This window comes from Microbacterium sp. (genome assembly GCF_046295495.1).
Taxonomy (GTDB): Bacteria; Actinomycetota; Actinomycetes; order Actinomycetales; family Microbacteriaceae; genus Microbacterium.
In genome coordinates this window covers 306-17,954 of the sequence record NZ_JBKBNC010000022.1, presented here as the reverse complement: position 1 = coordinate 17,954, position 17,649 = coordinate 306, and the positions used below count along the sequence as shown (strand labels likewise).

Here is a 17,649-nt window from a genome sequence, read left to right as displayed (position 1 = left end):
CCCTGGTCGTTGCGGCGGACGTTGGCGTCACTCTATCCATCCCCTGTGTCGGCCGTGGGGGAAACGTACCCGCAACACGGCGCTGAGTAGAGTCTTGGCATGGGTGACCTGTTCGACGGTTACGGCTCCACGCTGGCGCCGCGCAAGACCGCATCCGGCATCCCGGCGTACGACGAGATGTTCGGTGTTCCGGCCGCGCCCGGAGACTCCGCCCCCTCGCGCGAGGCGTACCGGGAGCTGTACCAGACGCTCGCGCAGATGACCCAGGAGGAACTGCGCGGGCGCACCGAGTCGCTCGCGAGCTCGTATCTGGCCCAGGGCGTCACGTTCGACTTCGCGGGCGAGGAACGGCCGTTCCCCCTCGATGCCGTGCCCCGGGTCATCGCGTACGACGAGTGGTCGCGCATCGAAGCCGGCGTGAAGCAGCGCGTGCGTGCGCTCGAGGCCTTCCTCGACGACGCGTACGGCAATCAGCACTGCGTGCGCGACGGCATCCTGCCCGCGGGGCTCATCTCGTCGTCGCAGTACTTCTACCGCCAGGCCGCCGGCATCCGCAGCGCCAACGGCGTGCGCATCCAGGTGTCGGGCATCGACCTCATCCGCGACGAGCACGGCGAGATGCGCGTGCTCGAAGACAACGTGCGCGTGCCCTCGGGCGTCTCGTACGTCATCTCGAACCGTCGCGTCATGGCGCAGACGCTGCCCGAGCTGTTCGTGTCGATGCGCGTGCGCCCCGTCGGCGACTACCCGAACAAGCTGCTCGCGGCCCTGCGCGCCTCGGCTCCGCCCGGGATCGACGACCCCAACATCGTCGTGCTCACCCCGGGTGTGTACAACTCGGCGTACTTCGAACACACGCTGCTCGCGCGCCTCATGGGCGTCGAGCTCGTCGAGGGACGCGACCTGCTGTGCGTGGGCGGCAAGGTGTTCATGCGCACCACCCGCGGGCCGCAGCGCGTCGACGTGATCTACCGCCGCGTCGACGACGACTTCCTCGACCCGCTGCAGTTCCGCGCCGACTCGATGCTCGGCGCCCCGGGCCTCATGCTGGCGGCGCGCCTGGGCAACGTCACGATCGCCAACGCCGTCGGCAACGGCGTCGCCGACGACAAGCTGCTCTACACCTACGTGCCCGACCTGATCCGGTACTACCTCGCCGAGGAGCCGATCCTGAAGAACGTCGACACCTGGCGGCTGGAAGACCCGGGCGCGCTCGAGGAGGTGCTCGACCGCCTCCCCGAGCTCGTCGTGAAGCCGGTCGACGGCTCGGGCGGCAAGGGGCTCGTCGTGGGTCCCGACGCCTCTCCCGCCGAGCTCGACACCCTGCGCAAGCGCCTGCTCGCCGACCCGCGCGGCTGGATCGCGCAGCCGGTGGTGATGCTCTCGACCATCCCGACCCTCGTCGAAGACGGGATGCGCCCGCGCCACGCCGACCTGCGCCCCTTCGCGGTCAACGACGGCGACGACATCTGGGTGCTCCCCGGCGGACTCACCCGCGTCGCCCTGCCCGAGGGGCAGCTCGTGGTGAACTCGAGCCAGGGCGGCGGGTCGAAGGACACCTGGATCGTCGGCGGCTCCGCCCCCTCGCACGTCGAGTACGGCCAGGGCAACGGCGTCTCGGGCCTCGTCGCCGACCAGGCCGCCGTGACCGAGGCCATCCCGATCATCTACGACGGCCAGCCCGCCCCGGCCACCGCGCCCCGCGACCAGCGCACGGGCCGCGACCAGCAGGAGCAGCAGCAGCAGGATGCCGGGGTGCAGCACGGCCCGCAGGCGGAGCAGCAGCAGCAGGCGTCCGAGCGCACGGGGGAGGAGACCGGATGCTGAGCCGCATCGCGGAAAGCCTGTTCTGGATCGGGCGGTACATCGAGCGCAGCGACGGCACGGCGCGCATCCTCGACGTGCACCTGCAGCTGTTGCTGGAAGACCCCTGGATCGACGAGGACACCGCCTGCCGGTCGCTGCTCAGCGTGATGGGCTCGGCCTGGCCGCAAGACGTCGACACGGTGCGCCGCGACGACGTGCTCGCCCGTCTCGCCGTCGACCGCATGAACCCGTCGAGCATCGCGTACTCGATCACCGCGGCCCGTGAGAACGCCCGCCGCGCGCGCGAGATCGTCTCGACCGAGCTGTGGGAGATCCTCAACACCACGAACTCGCGGATGCCGCGGCGTCTGCAGACCGACAAGGTGCACGAGTTCTTCCAGTGGGTGCGCGAGCGCGCGGCTCTCGCCATCGGCATCGTCGACTCCTCCACGAACCGCGACGAGGCCTGGCAGTTCTTCACGCTCGGGCGCAGCATCGAGCGCACCGACATGACCGCGCGCCTGCTGGCCACCCGGTCGCTGACCGAGGTGTCGGGCCCGTCGTGGACGACGATCCTCCGCTCGTGCGGCGCGTACGAGGCCTACCTGCGCACCTACCGCGGGATGCCGAGCGCCCGTAACGCCGCGGAGTTCCTCCTGCTCGACCGACTGTTCCCGCGCTCGATCATCTACTCGATCCAGCGCGCCGAAGACTGCATGAGCGCGATCGATCCGCGCGCCGACCGCGTCGGGCACTCCAACACGGTGCTCCGGGCACTCGGACAGATCCGCAACGACCTCGAGTACCGGCCGGTCAGCGAGATCCTCTCGGAGCTGCCGGAGCACATGCAGCGCGTGCAGACGGTCACCCGCGAGGCGTCGGAGGCGATCCGCTCGCGGTTCTTCCCGACGCAGGCGGAGCCGGCGTGGATCGGAGAGATCTCATGACGGATGCCATGACCGCGGCGATCGCGCTGACGTCGGGGGGTCTGCGGTGAAGCGCTTACGCATCGAGCACCAGACGGGTTTCGTGTACCCGGGCGACGTCGTCGCCTCGTACAACGAGGCGCGCATGCTGCCGCACTCGACCGACAGCCAGTTCGTGCTGAGCTCGTCGCTCGACATCGAGCCGTCGACGTCGGTGAACCAGTACGTCGACTACTTCGGCACGCGCGTCGCCGCGTTCGACGTGCTGTCGCCGCACACCTCCCTCACGATCACGGCGCGCTCCCTCATCGAGGTGCGCCCGCGCCCCATCGAGCACGCCGACATCACCTGGGAGCAGCTCGCCGCCGAGGCCGAGCGCTCGATCTCGACGGTCGAGCAGCTGACGCAGACCCGGCGCACCGCGCCGCACGCCGAGGTGGCCGAGCTGGCACGCTCGATCGCCGCGCAGCACGATCGCCCCGGTCCCGCCGCGCACGCCATCGCGGAGGCGATCGGCGACGCGATCGAGTACATGCAGGGCGTCACCGGGGTGACCTCGACGGCCATCGATGCGTGGGAGGCGCGCAAGGGCGTCTGCCAGGACATCGCGCACGTCGCGATCGGGGCGCTGCGCGAGGTCGGCATCCCGGCCCGGTACGTCTCCGGGTACCTGCACCCCAAGCCCTCCGCGGAGGTCGGCGAGGCGGTGACGGGGGAGTCGCACGCCTGGGTGGAGTGGTTCGCCGGCGACTGGCAGGGCTTCGACCCCACGAACAACATCGAGATCGGGGATCGCCACGTGCTCGTCGGCCGTGGCCGCGACTACAACGACGTTCCGCCGCTGCGGGGCGTCTACGCCGGACCGGGCAAGAGCAACCTCAAGGTCAAGGTGACGATCACGCGCGAGACGTGAGCGCGTCCTCCCCCTGATCCCTGCGGGCGAGCGCGCTCACGCGGGCGTGGAACCGACGGCCTCGGTCAGCCGCGCCTGCACCTCGCGATGGAGGTCGACGAGGCTGCTCGTCTGGCCGCGGTCGACGCGACGTGCCCATTCGTCGAGGGTCGTGCGCATCTCGAGCCCGGCCACGCCGGCGGCGGTGCGCACCTCGAGGTCGGTGCGTCCGATGCGCTCGGCGATCTCGGGGATGAAGCGATCGGATGACGTGACCTCGCGTCGGATGGCGGCGCCGAGCAGCCCCGGCTCGTGGGCGATGAGCCGGCGCACGCGCAGGTAGCGCTCGCGCGCGCGAGGGTCGGCATCCAGATTCTGCAGCTCGCGGGCGAAGACGGCGCGCAGGGCTGCCATGAGGGTGGGGATGTCGTCTCCCGGGGCCCCCACGCCCTGGAGGGCCTCGATGAAGCGCTCGTCGTCGATGAAGACAGCGTCTTCCTTGGTGCCGGCCAGGCGGAAGAACGTGCGCGGCGAGACGCCCGCGCGCGCGGCGATCTCGTCGACGGTGGTTCCCGCGACGCCGCTCTTCTCGAACAGGTCGAGGGCGGCGGCGCAGATCTCGATCGAGGTCTCACGGCGTCGGCGGTCGCGCAGGCCCTCGACGGGGGCGGCCGGGGTGCTCATATCCGTTAGAGTAGTCCATGTCTTCTTGGCAGTAACTGCCAGCTTGTCATCTTGTGCTCACCCACCGTTCAGATTGGTCGTCCATGGTCTCCACCGGAACCGTCCCCACCGCCGCGCCCGGCGACGCCGTGAAGCCCGCGGTGCGCCCCGGCGCCGTCATCGCCCTGCTCGTGGTCGCCGCCTTCGTCGTCATCCTCAACGAGACGATCATGGGCGTGGCCCTGCCCGAGCTCATGCGCGAGCTCGACATCACGGCCGCCACCGCCCAGTGGCTCACCACGGCGTTCCTGCTCACGATGGCCGTTGTCATCCCCGCCACCGGCTTCCTCATCCAGCGCTTCCCGCTGCGCACCCTCTTCTTCACCGCCATGGGGCTGTTCACGCTCGGCACCGTGATCGCCGCGGTCGCCCCCGGCTTCGGCGTGCTGCTGGTCGGGCGCATCGTGCAGGCCTCCGGCACGGCCATCATGATCCCGCTGCTGTTCACCACCGTCTTGAACGTGGTGCCCGCGAACCGCCGCGGCCGCATGATGGGGCTCATCTCGATCGTCATCTCGGTGGCCCCCGCCGTGGGCCCCACGGTGTCGGGACTCATCCTCTCGGTCTTCCCCTGGCGGGCCATGTTCATCGTGATGGTGCCGATCGCCCTGGTCGCGATCGCCCTCGGCGCGCGCTGGGTGCAGAACCTCACCGCCACCCGTCGCGTCACGCTCGACGTGCTCTCGGTGGTGCTGTCGGCACTCGCCTTCGGCGGCATCATCTTCGGGCTCTCCAGCATCGGCGAGGCCGCCGGCGGTCACGCGATCGTGCCGGTGTGGATCCCGCTCGTGGTCGGCGCCGTGGCGCTCGCCGCGTTCGTCGCGCGCCAGCTGCGTCTGGGCGCCACCGACCGCGTGCTGATGAACCTCGCCGTCTTCCGTCACTCCACTTTCACGATCGCGGTCATCCTCGTGGTCGTGGCGATGACGACGCTCTTCGGCGTGCTCATCCTGCTCCCGCTCTACCTGCAGAACGTGCTGGGTCTGGGAACCCTCCCCACCGGCCTGATGCTGCTTCCCGGTGGCCTGGTGATGGGGCTCATGGCTCCCATCGTGGGCAACCTCTTCGACCGCTTCGGCGCGCGCCCGCTGGTGCTGCCCGGCGCGATCGTCGCGAGCATCGCGCTGTGGGGCTTCTCGACGCTTTCGGTCGCGACGCCCATCGGCTTCGTCATCGCCTTGCACTGCGTCCTGAGCCTGGGCCTGGCGTTCATGTTCACCCCGCTCATGACCTCCGCGCTCGGCTCGCTGCCGCGGGAGCTGTACCCGCACGGCTCGGCGATCGTGTCGACCGTGCAGCAGCTCGCGGGAGCCGCGGGCACGGCGGTGTTCATCACGCTCATGACGGTCGGCGCGGCGGGATCGGCGGCGCAGGGCGTGGGAGTCGTGGATGCCACGGCCACCGGCATCCACTCCGCCTTCTTCGTCGCGGCGTGCCTGTCGCTCGCGGTGATCGTGCTCGCGGCCTTCGTGCGGACGCCGAAGCAGGTCGAGGGCGTCGAGGGGATGCCGGCGCACTGACGCCGGCGACAGGGTCGACCGGGGCCGCCGTGCGTCGGCGGCCCCGTCGAGAACCGTGAGCCCCTCCCCGACCCCGCCGGTCGGGCGTAGGATGTGGTCCGACCACATGAAAGCGGGGACTCCATGGTTCAGCGTCAGCTGCCGAAGGTCGGTGAGCTCCTCGAGCTCATGCAGTTCAAGAAGCCCGAGTTCGACGCGCGCAAGCGCCGCCTCGATTCCGCGCTGACGATTGCCGATCTGCGCACGATCGCGAAGCGCCGCACCCCGAAGGCGGCGTTCGATTACACCGACGGCGCGGCCGAGGGCGAGCTGTCGCTCGACCGCGCGCGTCGCGCGTTCGAAGACATCGAGTTCCACCCCGACATCCTGCGACCCGCGGCGACCGTCGACACCTCGTGCGAGATCCTCGGCGGCCCTTCGGCCCTGCCCTTCGGCATCGCACCCACGGGCTTCACACGCCTGATGCAGACGGAGGGTGAGACCGCGGGCGCGTCCGCGGCGGCGGCCGCCGGCATCCCGTTCACCCTGTCGACGCTGGGCACGACCTCGATCGAGGGCGTCAAGGCCGCGAACCCGGTGGGGCGCAACTGGTTCCAGCTGTACGTGATGAACCAGCGCGAGATCTCGTTCGGGCTGGTCGAACGCGCGGCGGCCGCGGGATTCGACACCCTGATGTTCACCGTCGACACCCCCATCGCGGGCGCCCGCCTGCGCGACAAGCGCAACGGCTTCTCGATCCCGCCGCAGCTGACGCTCGGCACGGTCGTCGACGCGATCCCGCGCCCCTGGTGGTGGATCGACTTCCTCACCACCCCGAAGCTGGAGTTCGCCTCGCTGAGCGCCACCGGCGGCACCGTGGGAGAGCTGCTGAACGCGGCGATGGACCCCACGATCAGCTACGACGACCTCGACATCATCCGCGGCATGTGGCCGGGCAAGCTCGTCGTCAAGGGCGTGCAGAACGTCGCCGACGCCGCCCGCCTGGTCGACCTCGGCGTCGACGGCATCGTGCTCTCCAACCACGGCGGCCGCCAGCTCGACCGCGCCCCGATCCCGTTCCACCTGCTGCCCAAGGTCGTGCGCGAGGTCGGCGAGGACGCCACGGTCATGGTCGACACCGGCATCATGAACGGCGCCGACATCGTGGCATCCATCGCCCTCGGTGCGAAGTTCACCCTGATCGGCCGCGCGTACCTCTACGGCCTGATGGCCGGCGGGCGCGAGGGTGTCGACCGCACCATCTCGATCCTGCGTAGCGAGATCGAGCGCACCATGACCCTGCTGGGTGTCTCGTCGCTCGACGAACTCGAGCCGCGGCACGTGACGCAGCTGACGCGCCTCGTTCCGGTCGCCGACGCGGGGGTCGACGCGCGGGCCTGACGGGGCGGCCCGGCCTCACCGGCGGATCGGTCGCGCGCACCCGGCGCGTGCTCGGCGTCGCCCTCGCGAAGGCGCGTCACCGCGAGCGCGCGCCGGTGCGGACGTCGCGGTCGCCCGCGTCAGGCGCCGTGGCGTGGACGGGGCGTGGCACGCGGTGTCGCGCGCTCGCCCGGCGGGAGGGGGATCGGGGTGGTGCCGGCGATCTCGTCGCTGAAGTCCTCGGGCTCGGGCGCGATCGTGGTGATCGGGCGGGTCTCATCGACAGTGAGGCGGAACCGCCGGGTCTCGTGGCGGTGCACGCGGCCGGAGGCGAGGGTCCACGACACGCCGATGCCGCAGGCGATCAGGGCGACCGCCGCGGCGAGGGCGATGGCCATGCGCGGGCCGAACTCGGAGGCCACGGCGCCCACGATCGGGGCGCCCACGGGAGTGCCGCCGAGGAGGATCGCCATGTACAGCGCCAGCACGCGGCCGCGCAGAGCGGGGTCGGTGGTCGTCTGCACGTAGCCGTTCGCGGTGGTCAGCGTGGTGACGACGCAGAACCCCGTGAGCACGAGCGTCGCGGCGTACGCGCCGTAGCTCGGGGCGAACACCGAGAGGGTGGATGCCACGGCGAAGCCGCCCGCGCCCAGGACGACCACGCGCATCCGCGCCCGCTCGCGGCGCGCGGCCAGCAGGGCGCCGGCGAGCGAGCCGACGGCCACGAACGAGCTGAGCAGACCGAAACCGTCGGCCCCGCGTCCGAACTCCAGCGCCATCGTGGAGGCGAAGATCGGGAAGTTCATGCCGAAGGCGCCCAGCAGGAACACCATGACGAAGATCACGACCAGATCCGGGCGGTGGGCCACGTAGCGGAACCCGTCGGCGAGGCGGGCCCCCCCCCCCCGGCGGTGGCGGGCGGCGAGTTCGTGCGGACGCATGATGAGCAGCGCCGCGATCATCGCCAGGAATGTGAAGGCGTTGACGAGGAACACCCACCCGGTGCCGATGGCGACGATCATGACGCCCGCGACGGCCGGGCCGATCAGTCGGGCGGTGTTGAAGGAGGCGGCGTTCAGGGCGACGGCGTTCGAGGCGTTCTCGTGCGAGACGACGTCGGAGACGAATGCCTGGCGGGCGGGGTTGTCGAACGCCGTGACGACGCCGAGCGCGAGGGCGAACCCGAACATCAGCGGGAGCGTCATGGCGCCGCTGAGAAGCAGGATGCCGAGGGCCACGGCCAGCACGAGCAGGGCCGACTGCGTGCACATGATGAGCCTGCGCCGATCGAAACGGTCGGCGACCCATCCGGTCACGCTCACCAGGAGCAACGGCGGAGCGAACTGCAGCGCCATCGTGACGCCCATGGCGGCGGCGTCGTTGTCGGTGAGCTGCGTCAGCACCACCCAGTTCTGGGCGGTCGCCTGCATCCAGGCGCCGATGTTCGACACGAGGGCGCCGACGAACCACACGCGGTAGTTGAAGATCGACAGCGACCGGAACATCGACATGCTCATCGGTCGGCCACCTTCCTCATGATCACGGCCGCGCGGGCCAGGGTCTCGCGCTCCTCCGGGGTGAGCTCGGCGAGGGCTTCCTCGACGAACGCGTCGCGCCGGCGGACCGTCTCGTCGACGATCGTGCGTCCGAAGGCGGTCAGGTCGATCGTCACGCGGCGACGATCGACCTGATCCGGGATGCGAGTGACGTACCCCGCGTCTTCGAGCAGCGACACCGTGCGGTTCATCGACGGTGCCGTCACGCGCTCGCGGTCGGCCAGCTGGCCGAGCGTGTGCGCGCCGTGCACCGTGAGGGCGGCGAGCACGGCGAACTGCCCGTCGCTCATGGTGTCGACGGCCCGCTGCGCGCGGAGGCGGCGGGCCAGGCGGAACGTGGCCATGCGCAGCTCGGAGGCCGCTGCGCTGTGCTCATGACTCTGGTCGGGAAGGGGGGATTCGTCGACGCGATCGTTCATGTTCGTGAGCCCCAGGCTAGCTCATTAGCCTTGCTAAAGGAATTGCGACCGCGCTTCGCGGCCTTCGCCGGTCGCGCCGCGGACACCCGCCGTGCCGACCGGCGACCTCGGCCCGCGGCGCTCTCCGCCTTACACTCGCCCCATGCCCGAGTTCGCCGACGCCAACGGCATCCCGATCGTCTACGACGTGCACGAGGCGGTCGACCCGCGCGCCGTGGTGCAGCTGCTGCACGGGGTCGGCGAGCACGCCGGACGGTACGGGGCGCTGATAGAGGCCCTCGTCGCCGCGGGCTACACCGTCTACGCCGACGACCACCGGGGACACGGGCGCACGGGCCTGCGCCAGTGGGGCGGCGACCACCGCAAGCTGGGTCGGCTCGGTCCCGGTGGCCTCGGGGCGGCCCGCGATGCCGTGTGGACCCTCACGCAGCGCATCCGCGAGGCCCACCCCGACCTGCCGCTGGTGCTCCTCGGGCACTCGTGGGGCTCGTTCCTCGCGCAGATGCTGGTGGACCGGCATCCGGACGCCTACGACGCCGTCGTTCTGAGCGGCTCCGCGCTGCGCTGGCCGGGGGCGCTGAACGCGGGCGACTTGAACGGTCCGTGGAAGCACCTGAAGGGGTCGGGGATGGAGTGGCTCTCCAGCGACGAGCAGATCGGACGCGACTTCGTCGCCGATCCCCTGACGACCTCGGCGCCGCTGGTGAAGCTCTTCGGCCCGATCGAGGCGGCGAAGCTCTTCGGCCGCCCGCGCCGGAACCTCGGCCGCGACGTGCCGATGCTGCTCATGGTCGGTCGCGACGACACCGTCGGCGGCCCGCGGAGCGTGCACCTGCTGGCCGACGCCTATCGCGCGCGGTCGGGGCTGACCGACGTCACGACGCTGGTGTACCCGGGGGCGCGGCACGAGATCTTCGCGGAGCGCGACCAGGCGGTGGTGCGCGCCGATCTGCTCGCCTGGCTCGACGCGAGGGTGCCGGCCCGGTCCTGAACCGCACCCGCGGTCATCGCCCGTGGCGCGGGCGGACCGCGCTCGGGTGCGTGGTCGGTCCCGTTCCCCGGCCGTGCCGGAGCTCGCGCGCGTAATGCGCGGAAGCCACTCACCTTTTGGTTGCCTTTCTGCAAAAGCGCCGATACTGTCGGGAGGGCCAGGACACCTCGACGACGAGTCCCCCTCACCACCCGGGTCGCCCGACATCCCCCACGGAGCGACCCCTCGTTCGGCTCCGCACCCGGGAGCCGTGCCGTCGCGCCCGGCGCTTCACGTCCCTCAATGAAGAACGGATCCCCACGTGAACACTTCGGACCCCTCGACCACGGCAGGCGTCGGCGCCTGGTTCATCGGCGCCCGCGGATCTCTCGCGACGACCGCGACGCTCGGCATCCACGCCCTGGCCCTCGGCGCAGCCGCCCCGGTCGGGCTCACGACCGAGACCGACGCCGTGCGCGTCGCGGAGTTCCCGGCCGTCGCCGACATCGTCGTCGGCGGTCACGACATCTCCACCGTCCCGCTCGAGGAGCGCGCACAGCAGCTCGCGGCCGGCGGGATGTTCCCCGCCGCCCTCGTCGACGCCGTGCGCGAGCGCCTGCGCGCGACCGAGGAGAACCTCCGCGTCGTCCCGACCATGACCACCACGCAGCAGGAGGAGATCGACCTGCTCACGGCCGACATCGTCGACTTCCGCGAGCGCCACGGCCTGCGCGAGGTCGTCGTCGTGGACGTCTCGTCGACCGAGCCCCTGCCGCCGTACCACCCCGGGTTCGAGAACGAGTCCCTCCTGCAGACGGCCCTGACCACCCCCGGCGTCCGGGTGCTCCCCCCGAGCTCCCGTGCGGCGCTCGCCGCGATCGCCGCCGGCGCCGCCTACGCGGCCTTCACCCCCTCGGCGTCGCTCAACCTCCCCGTGCTCCGTGAACGCGCCGAGCGGGCGGGCATCGCCTACGCCGGGCAGGACGGCAAGACCGGCGAGACGCTGCTGCGCACGGTGCTGGCACCGATGTTCGCCGCTCGCGGGTTCCGCGTGCAGTCGTGGGCCGGGACCAACCTCCTGGGCGGCGGCGACGGCGCCACCCTCGCCGACCCCGAGGCCGTGCGCTCGAAGCTCGTGTCGAAGAACCGCGGCCTGCACGCACTCGTCGGAGACGACGTCGTCACCCCGCTGCACATCGACAACGTGCCCGACCTCGGCGACGTCAAGACCGCGTGGGACCACGTCAGCGCCACCGGCTTCCTGGGCAGCCGCGTGACGCTGCAGACCACGTGGAGCGCCTACGACTCGGCCCTGGCCGCGCCCCTGGTCATCGACCTGGTGCGGGCGCTCTCGCTGGCCACCCGGGCGGGCCACGCCGGTGTCGTGCCCGCCCTCGGCTGCTTCTTCAAGGACCCCTGGGGCAGCGACGTGCACGGCTTCGGCGAGCAGACGTCGCGATTCGTGGCCTGGGTGCACGAGACCGCGGCCGCCGTCGCCGCGGCGCGGGTCGCCGCGCCGTGACACGGGTCGCGGACTACCTCGACCTCGTCCGCGCCCCCGCCTCGCTCACCGTGCTCGGCGACGCCCTCGTGGGCGCGCTGAGCGTCTCGGGACCGGGAGGGACGGGCGCGGCACGGAAGGCGGCGCTCGCGGCGTCGTCGGTGTGCCTGTACAGCGCGGGGATGGCCCTGAACGACTGGGCGGATGCCGATCTCGACGCGCTCGAACGCCCCGAGCGGCCCATCCCCTCGGGGCGGATCCCGCGATCGCGCGCCCTCGCGGTGGGAGCCGCCCTCACCGCCCTCGGCGTCGGCGCCGCGTTCGCCGGCGGCCGGGCGTCCGGCGCGGTCTCGCTCGCCCTCGCGGGTTCGCTCTGGGCCTACGACCTCCGGTTCAAGCCGACCCCCGCGGGCCCCGCCGTGATGGCCGTGTGCCGCGGACTCGACGTGATGCTCGGAGCCGCCGGGCCGGGCTGGCGGCGCGCACTCGTCCCGGCCGGCGCGGTGGCCGCCCACACCGTGGCCGTCACCGCCGTCTCGCGGGGCGAGGTGGTCGGATCGACGCGCGCCACCGGCCGCGCCGCCGCGGTCACGAGCGTCGCGGTCGCGGCATCCGGTCTGCTCGGTGGGGGCGTTCGCGTCGCGGCGCTCCTCGGGGGCGCGCGTTACCTCTCCGCGGTCCTGCCCGGCCAGCTCGCCCTCGCGCGAGACCCGTCGGCGGCGCAGGCGCGCGACGCCACGCGCGCCGGCATCCGCGCCGTCGTCCCGCTGCAACAGGCCCTCGCGGGCCGCGCGGGGGCGCTGGTCGCCACGGCCGCCCTGCTCGCCATCGAGACCGTCGGGCGGCTCCTCGCCCGTCGTCGCTCGGGAGGAGACATCACATGAACGACGTGAACTGGAGCTGGGGCTACGGCACCAACGGCTTCACCGACCACCCGCTGCCGGCGGCGCTCGACGTGCTGCAGGGCGAGGGGTACACGGCCGTCGCCCTCACGCTCGGCCACCCCCACCTCGACCCGTTCGCCCCCGACTGGCGCGCCCGGACCGAGGAGCTCGCCGCCGACCTGCGACGGCGCGGGATGCGGGTCGTGGTCGAGACGGGGGCGCGCTACCTCCTCGACCCCGTACGCAAGCACCGCCCGACGCTCGTGGACCGCGAGGCCGGGCCCCGCCTGCTGTTCCTGCGGCGGGCGATCGAGATCGCGGCGATCCTCGGCGCCGACTGCGTGTCGCTGTGGAGCGGGGTCGTGCCCGACGACGTCGCGGTCGACGCCGCGCGCGTCCTGCTCGACGAGCGCCTGCTCGAGCTCACCGCCGTGGCCCGGGAAGCGGGCGTCGACCTCGCGCTCGAGCCCGAGCCCGGCATGCTCGTCGAGACGGTCGCCGACGCCCTCGCCGTCCGCGCCCGCATCGGACACCCCGCCGCGCTCGGTCTCACCGTCGACCTCGGCCACTGCGTCGTCGTCGAGCCCGACGGCGTCGTCGGGGCGCTGCGCGCGGCGGGCGGTCTCCTGCGCAACGTGCAAGCCGACGACATGCGCTCCCACGCCCACGAACATCTCCCCTTCGGCGAGGGGGAGCTCGACCTGGATGCCGCCCTCGCCACCCTGCGCGAGATCGACTACCGCGGTGTCGTCGCCGTGGAGCTGCCCCGTCACGCGCACGCGGCACCCGCCCTGGCCCGCTCGAGCCTGGCGGCGCTCACCGCGGCCGCGCGCACCTCCGCCCCCGGCCTCGGCGCCCCCGCCCACGGTGCGCCGCCCGCGGAACCGTCCGGGAACCGGCGGTCTGCTCCCGACCACCCGTGGACCGCCCGCGCGGTCGACGACGTGCGCGCGGATGCCGGTCGTGCGGCGCGCCTGTTCGCCGCGGCCGGCCGCGAGGTGGGCCGCGAGCCGCTGAGCGACGCCCCGTACGCGCTCACCGCCGACGACGCTGCGCGGGCCGAGATCGTCGCCGCGGTGGCGGCCGGCGGAGCCGACCCGGCCGTGGTGACGGCGCTGTACCGCCGCGGCGACGACGCCGAGCGCCGGGGCGTGCTGCGCGGACTCGACGTGCTCACCGACCCGTCATCGGCGTGGCGGGAGGCCGGTCTCGAGATCGTCCGCGACGCCCTGCGCGCCAACGACACCCGTCTCGTCGCCGCCGCGCTCGGAACCTTCGCCGCCGCCCACCTCGACCCCCACGCGTGGCGGCACGGTGTGCTGAAGTGCGTGTTCCTCGGCATCCCGCTGTCCGTCGTGGCGGGGCTCGACGAGCGCGCCGACGACGAGCTCTCCGCGATGGGGGCGCGTTTCGCCGAGGAGCGCAGCGCGGCCGGCCGCGTCGTCCCCGACGATCTCGCCCTCCTGGTGTCCCGCGGGTCGAGAACCCGAACCCCCGTCGCCGAAAGGGCCTGACATGCGCATCTTCGATCCCCACATCCACATGTCGGCGCGCACGACCGACGACTACGAGGCGATGTACGACGCCGGGGTGCGCGCCCTCGTCGAGCCCGCGTTCTGGCTGGGCCAGCCGCGCACGAGCGTCGGGTCGTTCCTGGACTACTTCGACGCGCTGATCGGGTGGGAGAGGTTCCGTGCCGCGCAGTTCGGCATCCGCCACCACTGCACGATCGCGCTCAACCCCAAGGAGGCGAACGACCCGCGCTGCCGGGAGGTGATGTCCGAGCTGCCGCACTATCTCGCCAAGGACGGCGTGGTGGCCGTGGGGGAGACGGGGTACGACTCGATGACCCCCGAGGAAGACGAGGTGCTGCGCCAGCACCTCGCGCTCGGCATCGAGTTCGACCTGCCCGTGCTGGTGCACACGCCGCACCGCGACAAGGCCGTGGGCACGCGTCGCACGCTCGACGTCGTGGCCGAGTCCGGTATCGCGATGGAGCGCGTGCTCGTCGATCACCTGAACGAGACGTGCGTGGACGCGGTCGCCGACAGCGGAGCGTGGATGGGCTTCTCGATCTACCCCGACACGAAGATGGACGAGTCGCGCGTGGTCGCGATCATTCAGCGCATCGGACTGGACCGCGTGATCGTGAACTCGGCCGCCGACTGGGGCCGTTCCGATCCGCTCAAGACGGCCAAGACGGGCCTGGCGATGCTCGCCGCCGGCTTCTCCGACGACGACGTCGACCGGATCCTGTGGCGCAACCCCCGCGATTTCTACGCGCAGAGCGGGCGCGTCGTGACCGATCCGATCGAGGGCTTCGCCCCGGCGAGCCAGGGCCCCGACCTCTTCGAGGGGAACTCGGTGCTGCGCGGCATCGCCTCGCGACAGGGCGCGTGACGATGGAGCTGTCGTACTGCACCAACGTCCACCCCGCCGAAGACCTCGCGGGCATCGTGCGCCAGCTCGACCAGAGCGCGGGACCCATCCGCCGGTCGGCCGGACTCGACCGCCTGGGCGTGGGCCTGTGGCTGCCCGCCGATACCGCGGCTCTGCTCGACACCGACGCCGGGGCGCGGGAACAGCTCGCCGAGGCGTTGGAGCGCAACGGCCTCGAGCTGCGCACCGTCAACGCGTTCCCGTACCGCGGGTTCCACGACAGGGTGGTCAAGCTCGCCGTCTACCGGCCCGACTGGACCACGCCCGAACGCCTCGCGTACACCCTCGCCTGCGCGCGGGTGCTGGCGGCCCTGCTCCCCGACGGCGCCGAGGGGAGCATCTCCACGCTCCCCCTCGGCTGGCGGGAGGGGTGGGATGCCGCTGCCGACGCCGCCGCGGAGCACGCGCTCGCGCGCCTCATCGACGGCCTCGCCGCGATCGAGCGCGAGACCGGCCGAACGGTGCGCGTGGGCATCGAGCCCGAGCCGGGGTGCATCCTCGACGACGTCGCCGACGTGGTCTCCTGGCTCGGCGCGCGCCCCGCCCTCATCGCCCACGGCCGCCTGGGCCTGTGCCTGGACACGTGCCACCTCGCCGTCTCGTTCGCCGACCCGGGCGAGGTCGTCGCCGCAGCCACCGCCGCGGGGGTGCGGGTGGTGAAGGTGCAGGCCTCCGTCGCCCTCGAGGTGCCCGATCCCTCCGACCCGCGCGCCGCGGACGCCCTCCGCCCGTTCGCCGAGGAGAGGTACGTGCACCAGGTGCGCTCGGCCGACGGAACGCACGCGGCCGACGACCTCCCCGACGTGCTCGACGCGCGGCCCGCGTGGCCGAGCGATCAGGCGTGGCGTGTGCACGTGCACATCCCGCTGCACGCGCGGCCCGCGCCCCCGCTGCGCGCCACGACCGAGGTGCTCGAGGCGGCCGTCGACGCCGTGCTGGCGGCTCCCCACGGCGACCGCGCCCACCTCGACGTCGAGACCTACACCTGGTCGGTGCTGCCCTCCTCGCTGCAGCCCGAGACGCTCGTCGACGGGGTCGCCGCCGAATTGCGCTGGGTGCGCGAGCGGATGCCGCACGCCCTGGGGCGCGCTGGTGAGCCCACCGCGATGGCCGGGGTGCCGGCATCCGTCCTCGTCGGGGGAGGGCGCGCATGAGCAAGGTGCTGCTGCTCGACCTGGTCGGGCTCACCCCGCGCGCGCTCGCCGCGATGCCGCGCCTCAGCGCCCTCGGCCGCCGCGGGGCCACGGTCGGACTCGACACGATCCTGCCCGCCGTGACCTGCAGCGTGCAGTCCACGATGCTCACCGGTCTCGCGCCGCGCGCGCACGGCATCGTCGGCAACGGCTGGTACTTCCGCGGTCTCGGCGACCCGCTCCTGTGGCGCCAGCACAATCGTCTCGTCGCGGGCGAGAAGGTCTGGGAAACCGCCCGCCGGACGCGGCCCGAGCTCACCACGGCGAACCTGGGCTGGTGGTTCGCGATGGGCGCCACCACCGACGTCACGGTGACGCCCCGGCCGATCTACCACGCCGACGGCCGGAAGAGCCCCGACGCCTACGTGCGTCCGGCCGCCCTCCACGATCACCTCGTCGGGGCGTTGGGCGCCTTCCCGCTCTTCCAGTACTGGGGACCGACCGCCACCATCCGCAGCAGCGCGTGGCTGGCCGAGGCCACCCGCGGCCTGATCACCGGACGGTGGGGCGCCGCTCCCGATCTCGCGATGGCCTACCTCCCGCACCTCGACTACGACCTGCAGCGCTTCGGCCCGAACGGCCCCGAGGCCGACCGCGCGGCCCGCGAGCTCGACGACACCATCGGCCCCCTCCTCGACGACGCCTCCGACCGCGGCTACACCGTCGTCGCCGTGTCGGAGTACGGGATCGAGCAGGCCTCCCGTCCCGTCGACGTCAACCGGGCCCTGCGTCGCGAGGGTCTGCTCGAGGTCTACGTCCAGGACGACCGCGAGCAGCTCGATCCGTGGACCTCGCGCGCCTTCGCGGTGGCGGACCACCAGGTCGCCCACGTCTACGTCCCGGATGCCGCGGACCTCCCGCGCGTGACCGCCCTGCTCCGGAGCCTCGACGGCGTCGACGAGGTGCTCGACCGCGAGGCGCAGGCACGCTACGGCCTCGACCACGAGCGCTCCGGAGAACTGGTCGTCGTGGCCGAGCCCGGCGCGTGGTTCACGTACTACTTCTGGCTCGACGACGACAAAGCGCCCGAGTACGCCCGCGGCGTCGACATCCACCGCAAGCCCGGATACGACCCGGCGGAGCTCTTCTTCGACCCCGCCGACCGCCTGGCCAAGGCCAAGGCGGGGGCGAACCTGGTGAAGAAGAAGCTCGGTCTGCGCTACGCCATGAGCACGGTGCCCCTGGACCCCTCGTGCGTGCGCGGCACGCACGGGCGTCTACCCACCTCGCGCACCGACGCGCCGATGCTCCTCACCTCCGACCCGGGGCTCCTCCCCGACGGCGCCGAGACGGTCGCCGCCGCCGCCGTGCGCGACATCGTGCTGCGCGGCCTCGGCGTCGCCGGCTGACCCGCACGGCATGCGGAAGGGGGGGGGGGGGGGGCGCCCCGCCCCGCGCCCCCCCCCCCCGCCGCGCCCCCCCCCCCCCCCCCCCCGAACCCCCCCCGCCCCCCCCCCCCCC

General features: G+C 72.6%; 15 protein-coding genes. 12 read left to right on the top strand and 3 right to left on the bottom strand.

The window, feature by feature from the left end:
• Window positions 1–99 precede the first annotated feature (99 nt).
• The 3 genes from ACK4LS_RS09730 to ACK4LS_RS09720 are packed head-to-tail and all read left to right on the top strand — an operon-like array spanning window position 100 to window position 3,645.
• On the top strand, window positions 100–1,827 hold the full coding sequence (locus ACK4LS_RS09730) for a circularly permuted type 2 ATP-grasp protein (protein ID WP_409716557.1): 1,728 nt from the start codon (window positions 100–102) through the stop codon (window positions 1,825–1,827).
• Window positions 1,821–2,753 carry an alpha-E domain-containing protein gene (locus ACK4LS_RS09725; RefSeq protein ID WP_409716555.1) on the top strand — a complete coding sequence of 311 codons (933 nt, stop codon included), beginning with the start codon at window positions 1,821–1,823 and terminating at the stop codon, window positions 2,751–2,753. Before ACK4LS_RS09730 ends, ACK4LS_RS09725 begins: the two co-directional genes overlap by 7 nt.
• 46 nt (window positions 2,754–2,799) lie before the next feature.
• Window positions 2,800–3,645 carry a transglutaminase N-terminal domain-containing protein gene (locus ACK4LS_RS09720; RefSeq protein ID WP_409716554.1) on the top strand — a complete coding sequence of 282 codons (846 nt, stop codon included), beginning with the start codon at window positions 2,800–2,802 and terminating at the stop codon, window positions 3,643–3,645.
• Between the two features lie 36 nt (window positions 3,646–3,681).
• On the opposite strand, the gene ACK4LS_RS09715 is transcribed toward ACK4LS_RS09720, so the two are convergent.
• Complete coding sequence (locus ACK4LS_RS09715; RefSeq protein ID WP_409716552.1) at window positions 3,682–4,308, bottom strand: TetR/AcrR family transcriptional regulator; 627 nt, start codon at window positions 4,306–4,308, stop codon at window positions 3,682–3,684.
• 83 nt (window positions 4,309–4,391) lie between these two features.
• On the opposite strand from ACK4LS_RS09715, the gene ACK4LS_RS09710 reads away from it, so the two are divergent.
• Together ACK4LS_RS09710 and ACK4LS_RS09705 are read left to right on the top strand one after the other, a co-directional pair.
• Window positions 4,392–5,867 carry an MDR family MFS transporter gene (locus tag ACK4LS_RS09710; RefSeq protein ID WP_409716550.1) on the top strand — a complete coding sequence of 492 codons (1,476 nt, stop codon included), beginning with the start codon at window positions 4,392–4,394 and terminating at the stop codon, window positions 5,865–5,867.
• 123 nt (window positions 5,868–5,990) lie between these two features.
• The gene (locus ACK4LS_RS09705; RefSeq protein WP_409716548.1) at window positions 5,991–7,247 is read left to right on the top strand and encodes an alpha-hydroxy-acid oxidizing protein; all 1,257 of its coding nucleotides are present in this window, start codon (window positions 5,991–5,993) and stop codon (window positions 7,245–7,247) included.
• A 119-nt stretch (window positions 7,248–7,366) separates the two neighbouring features.
• Here the strand turns inward: ACK4LS_RS09705 and ACK4LS_RS09700 are convergent, their stop codons facing one another.
• Window positions 7,367–8,743, bottom strand: a complete 1,377-nt coding sequence (locus ACK4LS_RS09700) for an MFS transporter (RefSeq protein WP_409716546.1) — start codon at window positions 8,741–8,743, stop codon at window positions 7,367–7,369.
• Window positions 8,740–9,201: a MarR family winged helix-turn-helix transcriptional regulator gene (locus tag ACK4LS_RS09695; protein ID WP_409716544.1), complete on the bottom strand. Its 462-nt coding sequence runs from the start codon at window positions 9,199–9,201 to the stop codon at window positions 8,740–8,742. Before ACK4LS_RS09695 ends, ACK4LS_RS09700 begins: the two co-directional genes overlap by 4 nt.
• Window positions 9,202–9,343: 142 nt before the next feature.
• Between ACK4LS_RS09695 and ACK4LS_RS09690 the strand changes: the two genes are divergently transcribed.
• The 7 genes from ACK4LS_RS09690 to ACK4LS_RS09660 all read left to right on the top strand — a co-directional run bounded on the left by ACK4LS_RS09690 (window position 9,344) and on the right by ACK4LS_RS09660 (window position 17,537).
• Window positions 9,344–10,192 carry an alpha/beta fold hydrolase gene (locus ACK4LS_RS09690; RefSeq protein ID WP_409716542.1) on the top strand — a complete coding sequence of 283 codons (849 nt, stop codon included), beginning with the start codon at window positions 9,344–9,346 and terminating at the stop codon, window positions 10,190–10,192.
• 301 nt (window positions 10,193–10,493) lie between these two features.
• Window positions 10,494–11,693: an inositol-3-phosphate synthase gene (locus ACK4LS_RS09685; protein WP_409716540.1), complete on the top strand. Its 1,200-nt coding sequence runs from the start codon at window positions 10,494–10,496 to the stop codon at window positions 11,691–11,693.
• Window positions 11,690–12,556, top strand: coding sequence for an SCO3242 family prenyltransferase (locus ACK4LS_RS09680; protein WP_409716538.1), 867 nt, complete (start codon window positions 11,690–11,692; stop codon window positions 12,554–12,556). The genes ACK4LS_RS09685 and ACK4LS_RS09680 overlap by 4 nt, the downstream gene beginning before the upstream one ends.
• The gene (locus tag ACK4LS_RS09675) at window positions 12,553–14,070 is read left to right on the top strand and encodes an EboA domain-containing protein (RefSeq protein ID WP_409716536.1); all 1,518 of its coding nucleotides are present in this window, start codon (window positions 12,553–12,555) and stop codon (window positions 14,068–14,070) included. Before ACK4LS_RS09680 ends, ACK4LS_RS09675 begins: the two co-directional genes overlap by 4 nt.
• A gap of 1 nt (window position 14,071) precedes the next feature.
• Entirely contained in the window at window positions 14,072–14,956 is an 885-nt protein-coding gene (locus ACK4LS_RS09670; protein WP_409716534.1) for a TatD family hydrolase, read from the top strand.
• 2 nt (window positions 14,957–14,958) lie between these two features.
• A complete protein-coding gene (eboE, locus tag ACK4LS_RS09665; RefSeq protein WP_409716600.1) occupies window positions 14,959–16,149 on the top strand; it encodes a metabolite traffic protein EboE in 1,191 nt (396 codons plus the stop codon).
• Complete coding sequence (locus tag ACK4LS_RS09660; protein ID WP_409716532.1) at window positions 16,146–17,537, top strand: alkaline phosphatase family protein; 1,392 nt, start codon at window positions 16,146–16,148, stop codon at window positions 17,535–17,537. Before eboE ends, ACK4LS_RS09660 begins: the two co-directional genes overlap by 4 nt.
• The last annotated feature ends 112 nt before the right edge of the window (window positions 17,538–17,649 follow it).

Coding starts and splice junctions, on each gene's coding strand:
- ACK4LS_RS09730 (WP_409716557.1), top strand. CDS start 100: ATGGGTGACCTGTTCGACGGTTACGGCTCCACGCTGGCGCCGCGCAAG.
- ACK4LS_RS09725 (WP_409716555.1), top strand. CDS start 1,821: ATGCTGAGCCGCATCGCGGAAAGCCTGTTCTGGATCGGGCGGTACATC.
- ACK4LS_RS09715 (WP_409716552.1), bottom strand. CDS start 4,308: ATGAGCACCCCGGCCGCCCCCGTCGAGGGCCTGCGCGACCGCCGACGC.
- ACK4LS_RS09710 (WP_409716550.1), top strand. CDS start 4,392: ATGGTCTCCACCGGAACCGTCCCCACCGCCGCGCCCGGCGACGCCGTG.
- ACK4LS_RS09705 (WP_409716548.1), top strand. CDS start 5,991: ATGGTTCAGCGTCAGCTGCCGAAGGTCGGTGAGCTCCTCGAGCTCATG.
- ACK4LS_RS09700 (WP_409716546.1), bottom strand. CDS start 8,743: ATGAGCATGTCGATGTTCCGGTCGCTGTCGATCTTCAACTACCGCGTG.
- ACK4LS_RS09695 (WP_409716544.1), bottom strand. CDS start 9,201: ATGAACGATCGCGTCGACGAATCCCCCCTTCCCGACCAGAGTCATGAG.
- ACK4LS_RS09690 (WP_409716542.1), top strand. CDS start 9,344: ATGCCCGAGTTCGCCGACGCCAACGGCATCCCGATCGTCTACGACGTG.
- ACK4LS_RS09675 (WP_409716536.1), top strand. CDS start 12,553: ATGAACGACGTGAACTGGAGCTGGGGCTACGGCACCAACGGCTTCACC.
- ACK4LS_RS09670 (WP_409716534.1), top strand. CDS start 14,072: ATGCGCATCTTCGATCCCCACATCCACATGTCGGCGCGCACGACCGAC.
- eboE (WP_409716600.1), top strand. CDS start 14,959: ATGGAGCTGTCGTACTGCACCAACGTCCACCCCGCCGAAGACCTCGCG.
- ACK4LS_RS09660 (WP_409716532.1), top strand. CDS start 16,146: ATGAGCAAGGTGCTGCTGCTCGACCTGGTCGGGCTCACCCCGCGCGCG.